The organism is Pseudomonas sp. P5_B2 (genome assembly GCF_056400445.1).
This window is the reverse complement of the sequence record NZ_JBFULH010000021.1, coordinates 1-18642: the sequence shown is the minus strand read 5'-3', so window position 1 is coordinate 18642 and position 18642 is coordinate 1. Positions and strand designations below refer to the sequence as shown.

At 57.4% G+C, this 18642-nt stretch carries 13 protein-coding genes and 2 pseudogenes; 4 read left to right on the top strand and 11 right to left on the bottom strand.

Annotated features, from left to right (window positions below; translation table 11 throughout):
- Nucleotides 1–137: 137 nt before the first annotated feature.
- The gene (locus AC1DRJ_RS04400) at nt 138–1547 is read right to left on the bottom strand and encodes an MFS transporter (RefSeq protein ID WP_477801013.1); all 1410 of its coding nucleotides are present in this window, start codon (nt 1545–1547) and stop codon (nt 138–140) included.
- Nucleotides 1548–2404: 857 nt separating this feature from the next.
- Between AC1DRJ_RS04400 and AC1DRJ_RS04395 the strand changes: the two genes are divergently transcribed.
- Nucleotides 2405–5800 carry an Ig-like domain-containing protein gene (locus AC1DRJ_RS04395; protein ID WP_477801012.1) on the top strand — a complete coding sequence of 1132 codons (3396 nt, stop codon included), beginning with the start codon at nt 2405–2407 and terminating at the stop codon, nt 5798–5800.
- A gap of 85 nt (nt 5801–5885) precedes the next feature.
- Here AC1DRJ_RS04395 and AC1DRJ_RS04390 read toward each other — a convergent pair whose 3' ends face one another.
- From AC1DRJ_RS04390 to AC1DRJ_RS04355, 8 genes and pseudogenes are all read right to left on the bottom strand, one after another.
- Nucleotides 5886–7268, bottom strand: a complete 1383-nt coding sequence (locus AC1DRJ_RS04390) for an LLM class flavin-dependent oxidoreductase (RefSeq protein ID WP_477801011.1) — start codon at nt 7266–7268, stop codon at nt 5886–5888.
- 58 nt (nt 7269–7326) lie between these two features.
- Nucleotides 7327–8091 (bottom strand): ABC transporter ATP-binding protein, encoded by a 765-nt coding sequence (locus AC1DRJ_RS04385; protein WP_223517564.1) that lies wholly within the window; start codon nt 8089–8091, stop codon nt 7327–7329.
- Between the two features lie 25 nt (nt 8092–8116).
- Complete coding sequence (locus tag AC1DRJ_RS04380; protein ID WP_477801010.1) at nt 8117–8902, bottom strand: ABC transporter permease; 786 nt, start codon at nt 8900–8902, stop codon at nt 8117–8119.
- Nucleotides 8899–9804, bottom strand: a complete 906-nt coding sequence (locus AC1DRJ_RS04375) for an ABC transporter permease (protein WP_477801009.1) — start codon at nt 9802–9804, stop codon at nt 8899–8901. Before AC1DRJ_RS04375 ends, AC1DRJ_RS04380 begins: the two co-directional genes overlap by 4 nt.
- A gap of 4 nt (nt 9805–9808) precedes the next feature.
- Nucleotides 9809–10918 carry an ABC transporter substrate-binding protein gene (locus AC1DRJ_RS04370; RefSeq protein ID WP_477801008.1) on the bottom strand — a complete coding sequence of 370 codons (1110 nt, stop codon included), beginning with the start codon at nt 10916–10918 and terminating at the stop codon, nt 9809–9811.
- A 34-nt stretch (nt 10919–10952) separates the two neighbouring features.
- On the bottom strand, nt 10953–11864 hold the full coding sequence (locus AC1DRJ_RS04365; RefSeq protein ID WP_477801007.1) for a TauD/TfdA dioxygenase family protein: 912 nt from the start codon (nt 11862–11864) through the stop codon (nt 10953–10955).
- A gap of 205 nt (nt 11865–12069) precedes the next feature.
- Nucleotides 12070–12813, bottom strand: a complete 744-nt coding sequence (locus tag AC1DRJ_RS04360; protein WP_477801006.1) for a tetratricopeptide repeat protein — start codon at nt 12811–12813, stop codon at nt 12070–12072.
- A 123-nt stretch (nt 12814–12936) separates the two neighbouring features.
- A pseudogene (locus AC1DRJ_RS04355) lies at nt 12937–13020 on the bottom strand (transposase); the annotation flags it as partial.
- A 46-nt stretch (nt 13021–13066) separates the two neighbouring features.
- Here AC1DRJ_RS04355 and AC1DRJ_RS04350 point away from each other — a divergent pair.
- Nucleotides 13067–14554 carry a sensor histidine kinase gene (locus AC1DRJ_RS04350; RefSeq protein ID WP_477801005.1) on the top strand — a complete coding sequence of 496 codons (1488 nt, stop codon included), beginning with the start codon at nt 13067–13069 and terminating at the stop codon, nt 14552–14554.
- Here AC1DRJ_RS04350 and AC1DRJ_RS04345 read toward each other — a convergent pair.
- Nucleotides 14551–15237 (bottom strand): response regulator, encoded by a 687-nt coding sequence (locus AC1DRJ_RS04345; protein ID WP_477801004.1) that lies wholly within the window; start codon nt 15235–15237, stop codon nt 14551–14553. The two genes, AC1DRJ_RS04350 and AC1DRJ_RS04345, sit on opposite strands and share 4 nt — an antisense overlap.
- Before the next feature lie 447 nt (nt 15238–15684).
- On the opposite strand from AC1DRJ_RS04345, the gene AC1DRJ_RS04340 reads away from it, so the two are divergent.
- Nucleotides 15685–17007, top strand: coding sequence for a DUF1329 domain-containing protein (locus AC1DRJ_RS04340; RefSeq protein ID WP_477801003.1), 1323 nt, complete (start codon nt 15685–15687; stop codon nt 17005–17007).
- 771 nt (nt 17008–17778) lie between these two features.
- Here the strand turns inward: AC1DRJ_RS04340 and AC1DRJ_RS04335 are convergent.
- Nucleotides 17779–18117: a hypothetical protein gene (locus AC1DRJ_RS04335; protein ID WP_477801002.1), complete on the bottom strand. Its 339-nt coding sequence runs from the start codon at nt 18115–18117 to the stop codon at nt 17779–17781.
- 302 nt (nt 18118–18419) lie between these two features.
- Between AC1DRJ_RS04335 and AC1DRJ_RS04330 the strand changes: the two are divergent.
- Nucleotides 18420–18642: pseudogene (locus tag AC1DRJ_RS04330) on the top strand (cytochrome B); the annotation flags it as partial.

Below are 18642 nucleotides of genomic sequence, written 5' to 3'. Positions count from 1 at the left end.
GTGTGCCGTCATTGTGAGCTCGCAACTGAGTACATAACAGAGGCAGATGGCTCGGGAAAATACGGATCAGATGCCTGAAACGAAAAAGCCCCGTCCCACTTTCGCGGGACGGGGCCTTCTATTGCACTGATCGCTGTTTACAGATCAGTGATTTCCTTGTGGCGTGGCACCAGCAGTTTCATCACGCTCCAGGCCACCAGATAGGCTACCGAACAGATAGCGAACATGATCATGTAGCCGGTGTGAATGTCGTTGACCGATTTGTAGTAGTCGAACACATAACCGCCGACCTTGGTCATCACCACACCGCCCAAGCCACCGGCCATGCCACCAATGCCGACCACCGAAGCGATGGTTTTTTGCGGGAACATGTCGGACACCGTCGTGAAGATGTTGCACGACCACGCCTGGTGCGCCGATGCGCCAACGCCAATCAGCAACACAGGGACCCAAAAGCTGATGTAACCGAATGGCTGCGCCAGCAATACCACCAACGGGAACAGCGCGATCACCAGCATGGCTTTCATGCGACCGTCATACGGCTTGTCGCCGCGCTTCATGAAGTAGCTCGGGAACCAGCCGCCACCAATACTGCCGATCATCGTCAAGCTGTACAACACGGCCAGCGGTGCCACGATGGCCGCGCCCTTCATGCCGTATTGTGCCGACAGGTAAGTCGGGAGCCAGAACAGGAAGAACCACCACACACCGTCGGTCATGAACTTGCCGAAGGCGAAAGCCCAGGTCTGGCGGTAGGTCAGCAACTTGAACCACGAGACTTTTTTGGCAGCGACACCCGACACTTGCGGGGTGACCACTTGCACAGGTTCATCGCTACGGATGTACGCCAGTTCTTCAGCCGACAGACGCTTTTGCTGATCCGGCTTCTGGTAGACCGCAATCCAGACGGCGACCCAGACGAAGCCCAGCATGCCGATCACGATAAAGGCCGCTTCCCAGCCCCAGAGAGCCGCAATCAACGGTACGCAGATCGGCGCCAGGACCGCGCCCACGTTGGCACCGGAGTTGAAGATACCGGTGGCGAAGGAACGTTCTTTCTTCGGGAAGTACTCTGCGGTGGCCTTGATCGCGATCGGGAAGTTACCCGCTTCACCAATCGCCAGCACCGCGCGAGACAGCATGAAACCGGCAATCGAGACCGGAATGACGGCAAGGCCGAGCGCGCTGCTCAGGGCGCCAATGCCCTCACCCATTGGCACAGCAAAGGCGTGCATGATTGCACCCGTGGACCAGATGCCGATCGCCCAGATATACGCTTTCTTGGTACCGATCTTGTCGACGAAGCGACCAGCAAACAGCATGGAAATCGCGTACACAAACTGGAAAACCGAGGCGATGTTGGCGTAGTCGGTGTTACTCCAGCCAAACTGCGTCGACAGTTGCGGCGCTAACAGACTCAGTACCTGGCGGTCCAGGTAGTTGATGGTCGTGGCAAAAAACAGCAACGCGCAGATCGTCCAGCGGTATTTGCCAACCGCTTGGCCAACACGTTGCACATTCGCATTGATGGGCTCGTTCAGATTCATGGCATCACTTTATTATTGGATTGTGGTGATGATCTCTCGGTTTCAAGCGAGATCAATTGTGTCGTAGAGCATCGCCAAAACGCGAAGATTCCGCGCCAAGGCTGGTCAGGTTCAGCCGGGTTTTGCGATCAACTTATGCTGTACCCCGCCGCCGGTTGCATTGCGCGCCGTGCAATTGCTGGTGGCTGGAGTTGGCGTGTTGCGAGTACTAGCAGGGGTTTGGCGGGACGGTCGCCTGCGACGGAACTGACTGTGCGGGCGCGCAAGCAGACAAGATCAGACCAGAGGGAGCGACGCTGAGGGGGATGAGTACGCAAGTTGATTTCATGATGGGGCCGACACTCTTTTTATTTTTTGGCATGATCAGTCGATGAATCGTCTGTCGTCGTACAACTGTGCCATTTATATCTAGTTACATGTTGGGCTGTCAATATCAAAAATAGCCGTTGGTCTTGAAGAGGATGGCTTGTGAACATTTCGATTTCTTACAGAAATCGGTAGCTGCAGCCCCTCAATCCATGTGGTCTATCGGTCATTAACAACGGTATTCGAGGCTTCTGAGCATTCTCCCATGTTGTACGATGACACATCGTTCACCGGACGAAAGCGAATGTCCATTACCTAAATTGGGTTGCGCCACACCCAATTAGGCAAAATGCCACCTATCTAGAGGAATATCCCCCACCCTTAATTGTTTCATTTGAGAAACACTCCCAAACAACTCCTTAATAAATCAGACTTTTTTCCTCATTTTTACCGATGGCCCGATTTTTGCCACACCCCTTGGCAGTGCAGTAACTGTCGTTTCCGTTGGGCACGGCAGCATTCGCCATTTGGCAAGAAGCATGGGGAATACAATGAAAAAGACGGCATCTGCGTTCAATTCGCTGAATCTCTTTAGGAAATGCGGCGTAGGCGCTGTCATTTTCTTCAGTCTGGCCAAGGTCGGCGCAGCACCGCTTGATGATGTAAGTCCGCCACCACCCACGGACCCTTCGGCCTATAACAATCCGCCCGCCGACCCCCAAGCGGCGATGGACGCCCTTGAAGCAATGCCGGAGGCCAACCAGGGCTCATTGGCCTTGCCCAATGGCGTGTATGGCGACCGTGCTACGCCGCTTGTAGACAATGTGCTGCCGCCGAGTGTGCAGACCTCATACAACTTCCCTACCAACGGTAAACCCAGCCCCTTATTCGGGGCGCTGCCCTTTACCCAGCAACTGTTGTTGTTCGAGGAATTCGGCACGGAGAAACTCGACCCGACGATCCCTGCGCCACCCCTGACCTTCCCCGTCCCCACCGTCGGCCCCGCGCCTGCGCAGGACCCGAACAGCGTCGCTCGCAGCGCCCCGGCAGGTGCCGCGCTGGATGCGTTCATGCGCCAGCCCGGCCTGTTCCCGTTCCCATCGCAGTTCTCCAACGTACTGGACCGCAATCCGTGGAAGGCGCAGATCGAAGCCTTCCTCAATCGTCACCCAGTAGGTTCGCCCGCCGAAGGACGGCCACCGGGGAAAGGCTGGTCCCACCAGCGCTGGAACGAGTTCTACCCGCAGGTCGCCTACAAAACCGTGCAAGTGGGCGCTCGGATCAACACAGGCATGCGCGACCGCCGGCAATTGCACAACTACGCGGCCGGTGAATTCGGGCCGGGTGGGCTCTATTATCAGACCTCGGACATCCCGACCACGACGGGCACCACCAAAGGCATCGATACACGCTTCCACCCCAATTTTCCGCTGCAAAATCACAACGCTTTGTGGACCTTCGACGGCACCTTTCCAGCAAAACTGTTGATGGTGCGGTACGGCCAACCGGTGCTGATGCGGCACTACAACGGCTTGCCGATCGACCCGGCGGCCAATATGGGTTTCGGCCTGCACACCATCAGCACCCACGAGCACAACGGACACTCCCCGGCTGAAAGCGATGGCTACACCAACGCCTTCTTCTTTCCGGGGCAGTACTACGACTATCGCTGGCCGCTGCAACTGGCCGGTTACGACACCATCAACACCGATGCCCATGATCCACGTGCGGCTTTCCCCTGTGCACCGGGCGAAAAACTCTTCGTCAACGACGCCAGTCCCGGCCTGAAAACATGCGACAACGGCACCATCAAGATCCGTGGCGACTGGCGTGAAACCATGAGCACCCACTGGTTCCACGACCACATGCTCGATTTCACCGCGCAAAACGTCTACAAGGGCAACGCGGTGATGATGAATTATTACAGCGCCCTGGATCGCGGCAACGAAGCACAGGAAGACGGGGTCAACCTGCGCCTGCCCAGCGGTTCGGCGTTGCCTTGGGGCAACCGTGACTACGACGTCAATCTGGTGCTCGCGGACAAGGCCTGGGACGCCAACGGTCAATTGTGGTTCAACCCGTTCAACACCGACGGCTTTCTTGGCGACCAGATGCTGGTCAACTGGCAGTACGAGCCGCGCCTGAAAGTGCGCGCACGCAGTTATCGCTTCCGCATTCTCAACGGCTCGGTGTCGCGCTACTTCAAGATTGCCGTGGTGCGTGAAGTTGCCGGTACCGGTGGCGAATTCCGTGGCCCGTCCGGCTCAGGAGTCTCTTACAACCGCGTGCCATTTCATATGATCGGCAATGACGGCAACATCATGGAACATGCCATACCCTTCGACGGCAGCATGGACCTTGACGGCGACGGTGATAAACAGAGGCACAACGCGATCCTGCCGACACAGGCGATCGCCGAGCGTTACGACATCATCATCAACTTCGCGAAACACGGCATCCAGCCCGGCGACAAGCTGTACTTCGTCAACCTGATGGAGCACGAGACCGGCAAGGGCCCGCAGACAGAGGAAGTGAGCCTGGCCGAGGTGCTGTCCGAGGAGTACAAGGCCGAAATCAAGCAAACCAGTAATGGTCCGAAATGGGACAAGGGCGACCCGGTGGTGGGCAAGTTCTTGCAACTGTTGGTGCAACCTTACACCGGCCAGGACGTGAGCATGAACCCGGCTGACTATGAACCCGCCAAACCGGGCAAAGCGGCCGGCAAGAAAATGATCCCGCTGACCATCGACCGAGACAGCGTCACCGACCAGGCCAAACTCAAGGTGGCGCGGCATCGCGAGTTCATTTTTGGTCGCTCCGATGGCACCGACGAAGCCCCCTGGACCGTCAAGACTGACGGGGGTTTCGGCTACGCCATGGACCCTCGCCGGATCAGCGCCGCCCCGCAATTGGCCAACGGTCCGACGGACGCCGGGTTCTCCGGCGATGGCACCCTCGAAGTGTGGAAAATCAAGAACGGCGGTAACGGCTGGAGCCACCCGGTGCACGTGCATTTCGAGGAAGGCGTTGTTCTCAGCCGCGACGGTAAAGCACCACCGGAATGGGAAAAATGGGCGCGCAAGGATGTCTATCGCATTGGTGCGGAGATCGACAGTTCGGTGGAAATTGACGTAGCGCTGCACTTCCGTGAGTTTGCCGGTACGTTCGTCGAGCATTGCCACAACACCCAGCACGAAGACACGTCCATGTTGCTACGCTGGGATATCGAACATCCCGGCCAGTTCCAGTTGATGCCAACGCCCCTGCCCGGCTGGGACGGTGTCACTTACGTGGCCTCCGCAGCGCTGCCGACCTTCCGCACCGGTGGCGATGACGAAAATCACGAAGGCGATAACCAAAAACCGGTGGCTAACCCCGACAGCGCCATCAGCAACACCGGCAAGCCGGTGACCATCAACGTGCTGGCCAACGACACTGACCCCGACGGTAATCTGCCGCTCAAAGTGGTGGACCTGAACCAGCCGGATTCGGGTAAAGGCATCGTCAGCACCGACGGTGTGCGCGTGATCTACACCCCTCCAGCCACCATCCCAGGGCCGTTCACCGCGACCTTCACCTATAACGCCAGCGACGCCAAGGATGCGGTGTCGAATACGGCGACGGTATCCGTGGCGGTATCCGCCCCGGCGGCGGTCAATGAAGACCTGGTGGTCACGAGCGCGGTGGTCACCCCCCGCAGCAACAGCCGCTACACGTGGGACCTGAGCGGCACCACCTCGCGAGGCACGGGCAACACCATCACAGCGACAGCCTCGACTACCACGGGCCCGCTGAACCTTGGCACGGCCAGCCTGGTCCCGATCGGTACCGGCGCTCGCTGGCGGATATCGGTCACGACCACCGGCAGTGGCCCGTCGCCTAACCCGACCATCACCATTACCTCGGCGCTCGGCAAGTCGGTGACGGCACCGATTGTCTCTCACTGAGTCTTCAACAAAACGTCAACGGGAGAGCGCCTCAACAGTCTTTTGAGGCGCTCTCCCGCTGATACAGCTTTAGCCCGGAACGAGATCAAACAGGATATGGAATCGATTGCACTGCGCTGCGCAACGGAAAAGTCGTTGCGGTGGGCGCCTGGGCAAAACGCGAAACCGGGCGACTCAAACCATAATGTTCGCGCAGCGTACTGCCCGCGTATTCATGGCGAAACAGCCCACGCTTGCGCAGGATCGGCAGCACTTCATCGAGGAACACGTCAAAGCCCTCGGGGAACGCTGGCGGCATCACATTGAAACCATCGGCGGCGCCACTGCGAAACCACTGCTCAATCAGATCGGCAATCTGCACCGGCGTACCGACCGGCACCCAATGCCCGCGCGCACCAGCCAGGCGATTGATCAGCTGGCGCAGCGTCGACTTCTCACGGTCAACGATGTCGATGATCAGCTTGAAGCGACTGGACTGACTCTCGCTACTGTCGAAATTGACCAGGTGGCGCGGGAATGGCGCATCCAGATCGTGACCGGACAGATCAACTCCCAACATGCGGCGCAATTGACCGAGCGAAACATGCGGCAGCACCAGATCGTTGAGCTCGTCGAATTTGCGCTGGGCTTCGGCTTCGGTGCTGCCAATGTACGGGCTGATGCCCGGGAGAATTTTCAGCTGGCCAGGATCGCGCCCCACCGCCTTTGCCCGGGCACGGATATCGTTGGCGAATTCAGTCGCGCTTTGCAGGGTCTGGTGCGCAGTGAAAATCGCTTCGGCATGCCGAGAGGCGAAATCACGGCCATCCTCGGAAGACCCGGCCTGCACCTGCACCGGACGCCCCTGTGGCGAGCGCGGCGAATTGAATGGACCTTTGACTTTGTAGTGCGTGCCCACATGGTTGATTGAATGCACCTTGTCGCTGTCGGCAAACACCCCGGACGTCTTGTCCAGCACCAGCGCATCGTCCTCCCAGCTGTCCCACAGGTCACCGACCACCTGCACGAATTCTTCGGCCTGGGCATAGCGGTCATGAGCCGACGGATGTTGGTCCAGGCCAAAATTGGCGGCGGCAGCTGCCATGGAAGTGGTGACGATGTTCCAACCGGCGCGGCCCTTGCTGAGGTGGTCCAGCGCACTGAACGAACGGGCCAGGTTGTAAGGCTCGCTGTAGGTCGTGCTGGCCGTGGCAATCAGGCCGATGCGTTGGGTCACTGCGGCAATGGCCGCCAGCCAGGTAATGGGTTCGAAACGAATGCGCAGACCTTCACGCCCGCTTTCGGCCAGTGACGGCGAATCAGCGAAGAAAATCGCATCAAGCTTCTCGCGTTCAGCACGTAGTGCCAGTTGCTGGTAATAGCCGATATCCATGGAAGCTTCCGGCACCGATTGCGGGTGACGCCAGGCGGCTTCGTGATGGCCGTTCGGGTAGATGAATAAGTTGAGGCTGAGCTGACGTTCGGACATTTCCCGTTCCTTGAAAAAAGCAGGCATAAAAATATGAGCTTGCGTGCGGCGCGAAGGCTCAGTGCAGCTCGGCGAAATCGCTCAGCACATCGTCGCGCAGGGCGATGAAGCGGCTGTCACTGCGGTTGCGCGGGCGCGGCAGATCGATGTCGAGAATGCGCCGGATACGGCCAGGATTCGGTTGCATCACCACCACGCGGTCGCCCAGGAATACCGCCTCATCCACATCGTGGGTGACGAGGATCATGGTGATTTTTTCCTTGGCCCAGATGTTTTGCAGCTCGCCCTGCAGGCGCGCACGGGTCAAGGCATCGAGTGCACCCAGCGGTTCATCCAGCAAGAGCACGCTCGGTCGATTGACCAGGCCGCGGGCTATCGCCACACGTTGCGCCATGCCCCCGGATATCTGATGCGGGTAGGCATCGATAAAGTCTTGCAGGCCGACCAGTTCAATGTGCTCGCGTACGGTCTCGCGTTTCTGCGCAGCGCTCAGGGGTGAATTCTTGAGCCCGACAGCGACGTTCTGCTCGACGTTGAGCCAAGGGAACAACCGGTGATCCTGAAACACGATGCCGCGTTCCAGGCCAGTGCCTTCGATGGGTTTGCCATCCAACAGGATGCGCCCGTCGTATTCTTCGTCCAGGCCAAGAATCAAGCGCAGCAGCGTGGATTTTCCGCAGCCGCTGGCGCCGACGATGCTGATGAACTCGCCAGGCGCAATGTCGAGCTGGATGTTGTCGAGTACTTGCAGTTGCGTCGAACTACCCGGTCGGGAAGCGAAACGCTTGCTGATGTTTTCCAGGGTCAGGCTGTTGTTGAGCATGTTGCGATCCTTTTGAAAGTGCCAATCAACGAGGTGCGATGCCATACAGGCGCTGCATCCGCCGCTCAAGTGTCCGGGCCGCTGCGTTAAGGCCCCAGCCAACCAGGCCGATAATCACCATTCCAAACAACACCAGGTCCATCATGAAATGTTCGCTGCCATCAATCAGCGTGTTGCCGATCCCCTCCCCCGATACCAACAGGTATTCAGCGCCGATGGTCGCCAGCCAGGAATAGACCAGCGCCAGGTAAAGCCCGGTAAAAATCGACGGCAACGCGGCGGGCAGCATCACCCCGATGATGGTTTGCCAACGGGTGAAGCCGTACACCCGCGCCACTTCCAACAGGTTGGGCGGGACGTTGCGCAAACCGTCACAGGTATTGACCACCACCGGCACCAGTGCGGCCAATGACAGGAACACCACCTTGGCCACATCGCCCAGGCCGAACCACACCGAGATCAACGGGATCCAGGCGAACAGCGATATTTGCTTGAAGGTATTGAAGCTCGGTCCGACTATTCGTTCGAAATGCCGCGACAAGCCCAACAGGCAACCCAGTACCAGGCCCAACGTGGTCCCGATAAAAAAGCCACTGAGGTTGCGTGCCAGGCTGGCGGAAATGGCTCGCCAGAATTTGCCCGAGGTGATTTGATCCCACGCCGTTGCCGCCACTTTTTCTGGCGAAACGAACAACCCCGATTGACTCCAGCCCTGGTTCGAAAACAGCCACCACACGGCAATGGCGGCAATGGGCAAGACCCAACCGCGATATCGGTGGCTTCCGCTACGTGCTGACAAGATCGCGCTCATGACAGACGCCCCCCGGCAGTTGGTCGACCACGATTGAGGCGTTTCTCCGCGTAATCGAAACCACGGTCTATCAGCAGACCAAGCGCACCCACCACCACAACGGCCGCCATCACCAGGTCCAGTTGAAACAGCTGACGCCCGTAAACGATCAGGTAACCCAACCCCTCGCTCGATGCCACCAACTCGACCACGACCAGCGATAACCAGGCTTTGGTGAAGCCCAGGCGCAAACCGGTAAACAGCGTCGGGATAGCCGCAGGCAAAACGATGGAAGTGACGCTTTGCCGACGACTGAAACCGTAGGCCCGGCCGACTTCCAACAACCCTTTGGGTGCCTGGCGAAAAGCCTGCAAGGTACACAGCGTGATCGGCACCAGGGCTGCCTTGGCAATCAGCACGTACTTGAGCGTCTCGCCGATACCGAACAGCAACAGGGCAAACGGTAACCAGCCGAGTACCGGTATTTGCACCAATGCGTTGAAGGTCGGCAAGAGAAAATCCTCGACAGTCCTGGACAGTCCCATCGCCAGGCCCAGAGCCACGCCGAGGAAGGCGCCCAAGGTAAATCCGACGACCACCCGCTGCACGCTGGCGGACGCGTTCAGCCACAGATCACCGCTGGTGACCAGGTCCGACAAGGTCTGGTAGACGTAGACTGGCGGGGGAAGCACCTGCTCTGAAAGCCAGCCGCGCTCCACCCCCAGGTACCATAAGCCCAGCAACACCAGCGGCAACAGCCAGGGCAAGGCCTTGTCCACCAGACTGACAGACCAGGCTGACTGGCGCCGCACTTCAATCTTGCGAACTGGACGGGCCGGTGACGGTGGCAAACGTTTGACGTTATCGCCAGAAATTCCCGGCGCCCCGTACTGCTCCAGTTTGACGGTCTGTGCCCTGGCCATTTGCCTAGCTCCCTTGCTTGCTGGTCGCGGCCGCTACCGCATTACCCGCCGGCTGTTTGCCATCCGGACCGTAAGGCGTCCAGAAGTTCTCAAGCCCTTTGGTTTTGAGGGATTTTTGCAAATAGCTGGTCTCGAACCAGCCATCGATGCTGACGGGACGACGGATGAGCTTTTCTTCCTTGGCTTGATCCGCCACGGCCTGATAGCGGCTCAACAAGAAGTTGTCGACCAGAGGCGAGGCTCTGTCCCTGATGGCGACCCCGGTAAAGTCGGCGCGCAGTGATTCTGCCGGCTCATTACTCTTGGCCCATTCCGTGAAGACCGCGTCGCGATTACTGTCCTCCGACGTCCATTTCGCTGCATCCACCAGTGTGTCGACGACTTTTTGCACGTTGTCCGGATGTTCTTTTTCATAGGCACCCCGAACGACTAGTGCGGTCTGCCGGGTGTAGCGCACATCCTGAGTGGGGTTGTCGTAAACGATGTCGATCAGGCCTTTATCGCGCAGCTTGAACAACTCGCGACCGCCGAATGCGGCATCTACCCCATTGGAAACCAATGCAGCCTGAGTGCTGCCGGTATCAAGGTTGATGACCTTGATATCGCGCTCGGTAAGACCATGCTCGGCCAACAGATTGATCGTCACCAGATGGCCGTTGGTTCCACGAAAGATCGCTACCTTCTTGCCCTTCAGGTCATCGATGTTTTTGATGTCAGACCCCTTGGGAACGGCCAGATAAAGATTGGCCCGTACGCCCAGTGCGGCCAGCAGTTTGGTGTCCAGTCCATTGGAGCGCCCGACGACGGCGGGCAGATCGCCCTGGTAGGCGAAGTCGAGTTGCTGGTTTGACAAGGCTTCGTTTACTGCGGGGCCCGCCCCCTTGAAAAAGAACCACTGCACTTCGGTCCCGGTGCCAGCAAAAGCCTTCTCCAGCAGTTGCTGATTGCGCACGATGCCCAGGGGCGAACCACTGAACGTCACCGGGTCACCGCCGCCGGCTGTCGCTACACCAATGCGCAATACATCGGCTTGGGCGAGGGGTATCGCAAGAACCGTAGCCAGTGCTGCAGCGATGCTGCTTTTGAGAAACAGGGCAAGACCTTTGAGTTCCATATACAACCTTCCTTGTGTCCATGAGGCTCGCTTGTCAGGCGGCGAGGTGTTTTTTGTCGGCTTCGGTTTTCGGCGAGCGGGTATCCGGGCTTGGCTTGAGCGCCTGGCTCAAGCGACCATCCACCCCGACCGGCACATCACCGTCGATGGTGGTCCGGCGCACGATGCGCTGGGCATCGCCGTAGTCGTTGATCGCTATGTGCTGCGTGGCGCGGTTATCCCAGATCACCACATCGCCCTCCTCCCAGCGCCAGCGCACGGTGTTGTCGACATGGGTAATACGGTCGTGGAACAGGCGAATCAGTTGTTTCGAATCGCTATTGCTTACACCCTGTATTTGTTTGACAAAGTGTCCCAACAACAAACTTCTTTCACCCGACTCCGGATGCACCCGCACTAAAGGATGTTCGGTTTCGTAAACTTCAGCAGTGAATTGCTCGCGATAACGCTTGAGGCCCGCCTCACTGGTATTACGCGGTGTCGCATAGTCATATAAGTTGGTGTGCAACGCGCGCAAACTATCGGCCAGTTGTTTCAATGGCTCGGGCAAATCGGCGTAGGCCGCCGCGGTATTGGCCCACACTGTATCGCCGCCATATGGTGGAATAACCACACCGCGCAAGATGGATATTTTCGGGTAATTGGCAACAAAGGTGACATCGGTGTGCCAGGAGTTGGCGCGGGTTTCCTTGGCGTCCAGGTGCAGAATGGCGGCGCTTTGTTCAGCAGAACGCACGGTTGGATGCGGTACCTGATCACCGAAGCGCCGGGAAAAAGCTTCGTGCTCGGCGTCATCCAGATGTTGGTTGCGAAAGAACAGCACTTTATATTTCAGCAGTGCCTGATTAATAAATTCGAAATCTTCAGCACTGATGTCTCTGCCTAATTTCACGCCTTCCAGTTGTGCGCCAATTCGACCAGCGACGGGTTTAATTTGAATGGCCATCGAGCTACCTCCTGTCTCACGAGTAGTTGTGGGACAGATCATAAAGACATAAAAGCACCCGTGACTAATCACAAATCATTCTAAAGATATAAGGAGGACCATATAACAAAGTTCATACAAAACATGGAGAAAAGCTATAAATACAAAGTTATTAGCTCATAACCTTTTAGTTAACTTATTAAACGAAAGATCCATACTCAGAAGCTCACCCGCGCACAAGGTAAGCCCCTGACGGAACCCGATGTCGCAGCTTCTTGCATTTGCCGGGTGCGGGCTGATGCCCAAGCGGGCGATCGGGAAACCAGATTCGGCATTTACCCGGGGGCGGCCAATGGCCGCGGGGAATTTCAACCTCATCGTCCGCGGGGGGCGGGGTGACGGAAGCCACTTGCAACGCTGCTTCGGACCGTGGCCTGCCAGCCGGAAGAGAGTCCGATATCAACTCCGCCTTTTGGAGCCCAATGTCCGGAGTGGATTGTTCAGCCGCGGCCATTTCTGCTTCGCGGCGCCTTTGGGCCTCCTCTTCGAGCCCTTTCTGTACGGCGATCAAGTCCTCCTTGGCGTTGGGTGAAGTACCAGAAGCCTTGGCCTGCTGCGCCGCCTGGATCAATTGGAAGTTACGGTTGCGTAACTCTACGTTGCGACCAACCCGCAGGTTCGAACGCGCCGCCAATGTTTCAGCCTGCTGGTACTGCCCCTGCTGAAGACGCAACACGCCGAGRTAATGCAGCGTCGCGGGATTATTCGGCTGGATATGCAGGGCACGCTCCAGCGTGGCAGCCGCCTGGTCCAACTGACCATTTTCATACTGCCGCGAGGCAGTTTCGATCAAGGTGGTTGATGCACTGTTACTTTGCGAGGGCGCGCTTCGCTCGGCGCCAAACGAGCCAAGCGACACGACGGCGCAGAACGCCAGGATAAGACCCGGCAGAAAACTCTTGTTTGGCATCAGGGGCGGACTCGGCTGATATTAGACGGCACAGGCACCGTCGCTGCTCGGTATATCCAATTCAGCGCTCGTACTGACCTGGCCAGCTCCTTGAAGTTCCTGCGACAACGGCATTGCTGACGGTGAGCGAATGTCGTAGCAATAGCCTACGATCAGCCTGCGGATCATCAATTCAGGATTAATCGACGGACGCCCAATCGGGCTATAAAGATCGTTTCCAACCGACTTATCACGATGATCAAGGACTAAATCGATGGTAAAAAATGCTAAACCCGACTCAAAAAACGAGTCCTTTATCGCTCAGGAGACTGAGGCACTGGTCGAATCAGCCCCTGTTTTCGATCCCGTTCACAATGGAATCTGGCGCACACGGATCAGGGGCCGGGCGCGCGACCTGAGTCGCTCCACCCAGTTTGTCATTGCCGCGGCGGTGATCCTGGGACTGACCATGTTCTCCGTCGGCAAACTGGTGAGCGATCGAATAGAAAGAGCCGCGGTATATAGCGCGGCAGAAGCCGCCGCTCAGTACATGTATACGTTTCTAGAGCCCTATGTGCAGGAGTTGAGCCGGGACAACAGCCTCTCGGCTGAAAGCATCCAGGCCCTGGACCGCCTCGCGCAAAGTCATGCGCTAAAACAGCACATTGTCTCGATCAAGATCTGGCGGGCGGATGGCACGGTGATCTACAGCACCAACAAATCCATCATCAATAAAAAATTCTCAATGGAGCACGTAGGCGAGGCACTCAAGGGCAAAGTGGTGACCGACCTTGAAGAGCTGAGTCAGGATGAGAACGAGCACGAGCGCAAGCTCCGTATTCCGCTCTATGAGATCTACGCGCCCCTGCGGGATTCAAGCTCCGATAAAGTCATCGCCGTGGGCGAGTTTTATGAAAAGGCCGAAAGCCTCAAGCGCGAGATCAATCGTGTCCGACAGCAGGTGTGGGGGGTTGTTGGCGCTGCAACGCTGGCCATGCTGACGCTGCTTTTTTTCATCGTGCGACGTGGTGACAAGATTATCCAGCGCCAACAAGTGGCACTGCACTTACGGCTGCAGGAGCAAACCCGTTTGCACATCAGCAATGCCGAACTCCAGCGCAAGATGGCGACGGCGACCCAGGAGTTTTCCCGGATCAACGAACTTACCTTGCGGCGCATTGGTGCAGACCTGCACGATGGGCCGGCGCAGTTACTGACCTTGATTCTGATCCGGCTCGACGACTTGGTCGAAAACTGCTCGGCTGTCGATCAGGAGTCGCTGGAAACCATACGCGGCGCCGCCACCGACGCATTGCGTGAGGTCCGCGATTTATCACGAGGTCTGGCACTTCCGGAAATCAACGACTTGAGCCTGAAGGAAGAGTTGCAACTGGTGGCGCGACGGCACGAGCAACGGACCGGCACCACGGTCACTTTAAACCTGGGGCAGCTACCGAAGGCCGCACCGCTGCCGCTCAAACTCTGTTTGTACCGTTTTGTGCAAGAAACCCTCAACAACGCTTTCCGTCACGCCAACGGCGAGGGACAGGTGATCAAGGCGAAGTGCACTGATAAAGTATTAAAGATCAGCGTCAGGGACAGTGGTCCGGGCATGGCGGCGGATGCCATGCAGCTCGATACATCCGGCAGAACCCGATTGGGGCTCGCCGGTTTGCGTTATCGCGTTGAATCGCTGGGCGGGGTTTTCAGCATCGACTCCAGCGCCTCTGGAACGTCGGTCAATGCACAGTTCAAACTCTAGGCATCGGTCAGTGTTTTTCCTGCGCCGATGTGAAGCCGTCCGAGCGCTTCGCGCTCCCGGTAATGCCGTAGGGCCGTGACCGCTTCGACACGATTTCGGGCGTTCAACTTCTGCATCACACAGCCCATGTGGTGCTTGACAGTTTTTTCGCTGATCAACAGCTTTTCCGCAACCTCCTTATTGGTCAGCCCCTTTGAAACTTCAACAATGACCTCCTCCTCGCGTTGGGTCAGATCGAACTTTTGAGTTTCCGCTTCATGTTTCTTGATGTTGTTCACCAGCTTGTTGGCAAACTCGGGAGTGATATACGTCTCACCCTTGGCAACCGACCTGATCGCCTGGACCAGTTCCGGTCCGCTGACACCTTTCAACACATACCCGCGCGCGCCCGCCTCCAGTGCCAGGAAGGCGTCATTTTCGGATTCTGAAACCGTCAGCATCAGCACCTTCACGTCAGGCAGCTCAGTGGAAATGAACCGCACCGAGGCGAAAACATCGCCCGGCATATTGACGTCCATCAGCATCACATCCGGTCGCACCCTCTGCGCAATATCCCTGGCTTCGTCCGCATTGGCGCCCTGCTCCACGACCTGAAGATCCGCCCGTTTTTTCAACGTATTGGCAACACCCTCACGCAACATCGGGTGGTCGTCGACAATACCGATGCGAATGGATGGACTCATGACGCGCTCCCAAAAGGATTAACACTCGAACATTCATAGATTAATAGCAGGGACCCAGGATGACGTCGATCACCCGTCGAGTGTCCCATGCTCCAGGCGTTCGGAAATCAGACTTTAGTCGAATAAATTCGATCGTCAGTTCTCAACCAGCATTACAAGATGATAAACATCTACAGTCCAACCCATTGTTTCTAAAGGCCGCTAAACAATCTTGAAAAAACCGGCCTTATAAAACCCGAATCTCTCTTACATCCGACTAACAGTGGGTCTGTCATCAAAAGCCAAGCGAATGTCGTCAAATGACATGCGCCCCCGAATCGGGGGCTTCTTAATGGGAGCCATAAAAAAGCATCTGGCGATTGAGCCAGGTTGATCGCCCACAAGGCGAACGCGACGGCTACGCCCGCGTCACGAGTTGCTTGGTACGCCAAGCAGGAGAACAACAATATGAAATTCGTGAAAAGTTTTCTGGCTACTCCACTGCTCATGGCCCTGGCCATTGACGCACAGGCCTACGTATCAAGTCAGGAAGCCGCCCAACTCGGCACCAACCTGACGTTGGTAGGCGCTGAAAAGGCCGGTAATGCCGATGGTTCCATCCCGCCTTATAGCGGCGGCCTGACCACCGCCCCGGCCAGCTTCAAGACCGGTGACAGCATGCGCCCCGATCCCTATGCGCACGAGAAACCGCTGCTGGTGATCAATGGCAAGAACGTTGACCAGTACAAAGGCATGCTGACGGCCACCACCGTCGAATTGGCCAAGCGCCATCCCGACTACCGCATCGACGTGTATCCGACCCACCGCACTGCATCGCTGCCGCAGGCGGTACTGGACAATAGCCGCAAGAACGCCACTGCCGCCACGTCCCTCAACGGTGGGATCGCCTTCGACAATGTATTGCCCGGTGTGCCGTTCCCGATCCCGAAATCGGGTGCCGAGGCGATGTGGAATTTCCTGCTGCGTTACCAGGGCGTCAACATCCGCTCCAAGTACGACTCCTGGAGCGTCGACTCGGCGGGTGTAGCGAGCCTGGCGGTGACCGGTGAGGCATTTGTCTCCTTCCCGATCTACGAAAACCTGACGAAGCCCATCAGCAACTCCGACCTCTACTACCAGTTGAAACTTTCCTATACCGGACCTGCGCGTCGAGCCGGCGAGTCGATCATGCTCAAGAACGCCACCAACCCGCTGCAGCGTCCTGGGCGTGCCTGGCAGTACATGCCAGCCCAGCGCCGGGTCAAACAGATTTCGATCCTGGCCTACGACACTCCGAATCCTGGCACCGCTCGTGCACTGGAACTGTACGACTGGAAGCTGGTGGGCAAGCAAGAAATGATCGTGCCCTACAACACCTACAAGCTGACCTATGCACCCGATRCCAAGTCGCTGACCACCCCCAACTTCATTGCCCCGGACTTCGTGCGCTGGGAAAAACACCGCGTCTTCGTCGTCGAGGGCAACCTCAAGCCCGGCGCAACGCACATCTACCAGAAACGCCGCTTTTACCTGGATGAAGACACCTGGGCCGCGGTGGCCTCCGATCAGTACGACATGAGTGGCAAGCTTTTCCGCGGCTCCTTCGCGTTCCTCAGTCAGAGCTATGACCAACAGGTCCCGGATGCCACCCCTTTCATGACGTACGACCTGTCGCGCGGTACCTACAATATCAATGGYGTGGTAGGCCCTCATGGCGGTATTCGCTATACCGAGGCACTATCGACGGCGCAGTGGGTGCCAGAGTCCATGGCGGGTGCGGGCGTTCGCTAGACCCGCTGATATTGCCAGACCAAGAACCTTCGCTCGGAACAAGACTCTGAAATGCATAAAGCCCCGCCCCCTCAAAGGGGGCGGGGCTTTTTTGCGGACTGATCCCGTGTTGCACTAGCGACGATAGTAGCGCTGGTCGTCCTCGTATCGGTGCCGCATGGCCCGATCCTGGTGGCGGTCCCAGTCACGCCGACGTTCGGCCTCTCGGCGGGCCTGCTCTCTACGCCAGTTATCTCTACGCCAGTTATCTCTACGCCAGTTATCTCTACGCCAGTCGTCTCGGCGCCAATCGTCTCTTCGATCGTGCCAACGGTCGTCATGCCAATATGGATCATCATGGGCAAGCAACGGCCCTGGCTGCTTGCCAGCCATACTGGCCAAGGTCGGCCAAGGGTTGCCGTGAGTCTGGGCCGGCGCCTGAACAGCTGCGACCTCAGTTGGAAAAGCTGGGGTTGAGGTCTTCATCTGTGTTGCTGACGCCGAGCCCACTGCCGCGCACGCGAACAGGCCGAAGATCACCATCCGTGGGTCAGTGAATTTCATGAACGAAGACAACCTCTGATTGAAATTGGACGTGCGGCCACTTGGCGACGGGAAGTCTGCGGTGTCCCGCCACCAAACGGATGTGCCTGTCCAGATAGACCGATAAATAGGGAAAAGTTCTACGGAGGCGCTGCATAAATAGCCAACGGCTTCAGTGTTCGGCCCCTTTGCCTGCAATCAGAATCGGACACTCGGTGCCTCAATCGTGCGGCAGAGAAACACTGGCCGCTACTGCAGTAGCTGATCGATCAACACCGCGTTGGTATAGATCAAGCTGCCATCGCTCAAACGGTGTCCGACCAGATGAAACTGACCGCGGTCTCTGTGCAAATAGACGCGCATTTGACAGTCGGACAAGGGGGCGTATCCCTCGGGCATGATCAAATCCATCGAGGCAATATCGACATCGACCATGGCCTCAGGCTCGTGGGTTTCCTGCAAGCGCATTTCGGCCTGCTCCAGACGGAGATGGAGAGGTCCGTCGACGTAGAAATGGACTTCCCCCATCGGGGTGGGTTTTTGGGTGTTGCTGGATTTGCACCAGCCTTCGATCGTCAGGGCACTCATGACGAAACCTCCCATGTGGGTTGCTGGACTCGGTAGCTATCGTTCCCGCTCAATGCCGGACGACTACACAAGAGCAGGGTTCGTCCTTTGGGTCGCTTCTGGCCGATCTCTGCTGTCCGTCATCAGAAATCAAGTATAGCTGGCAACCGGAACTCCCTTGCCGATCTCACGGTACAAGCCGATGGTTCTATACTTCCTACAGACTTTACCGCCTGGATGGGTGGTATTTGCCTGCCCTGCTTGGACGTCAGTGGCGATGCTTTTGCATACCCAATGAACAACAGGAATAGGATGAAGAGGACATGGCAATAGCAATTATTTTGATACTAATCGTTATTGCGTCAGTGCTATTCCACATACTAGCGCCATGGCACGCAACACCGGCAGCTTCCAACTGGGGGTCCATAGACACAACCCTGTTCATCACCCTGATCATCAGCGGAATATTTTTCATCGCCATCACAGTATTCATGGCGGTAGCCGTGATGCGTTTTCGTCATAAGGAAGGTTCCAGAGCGGTCTACC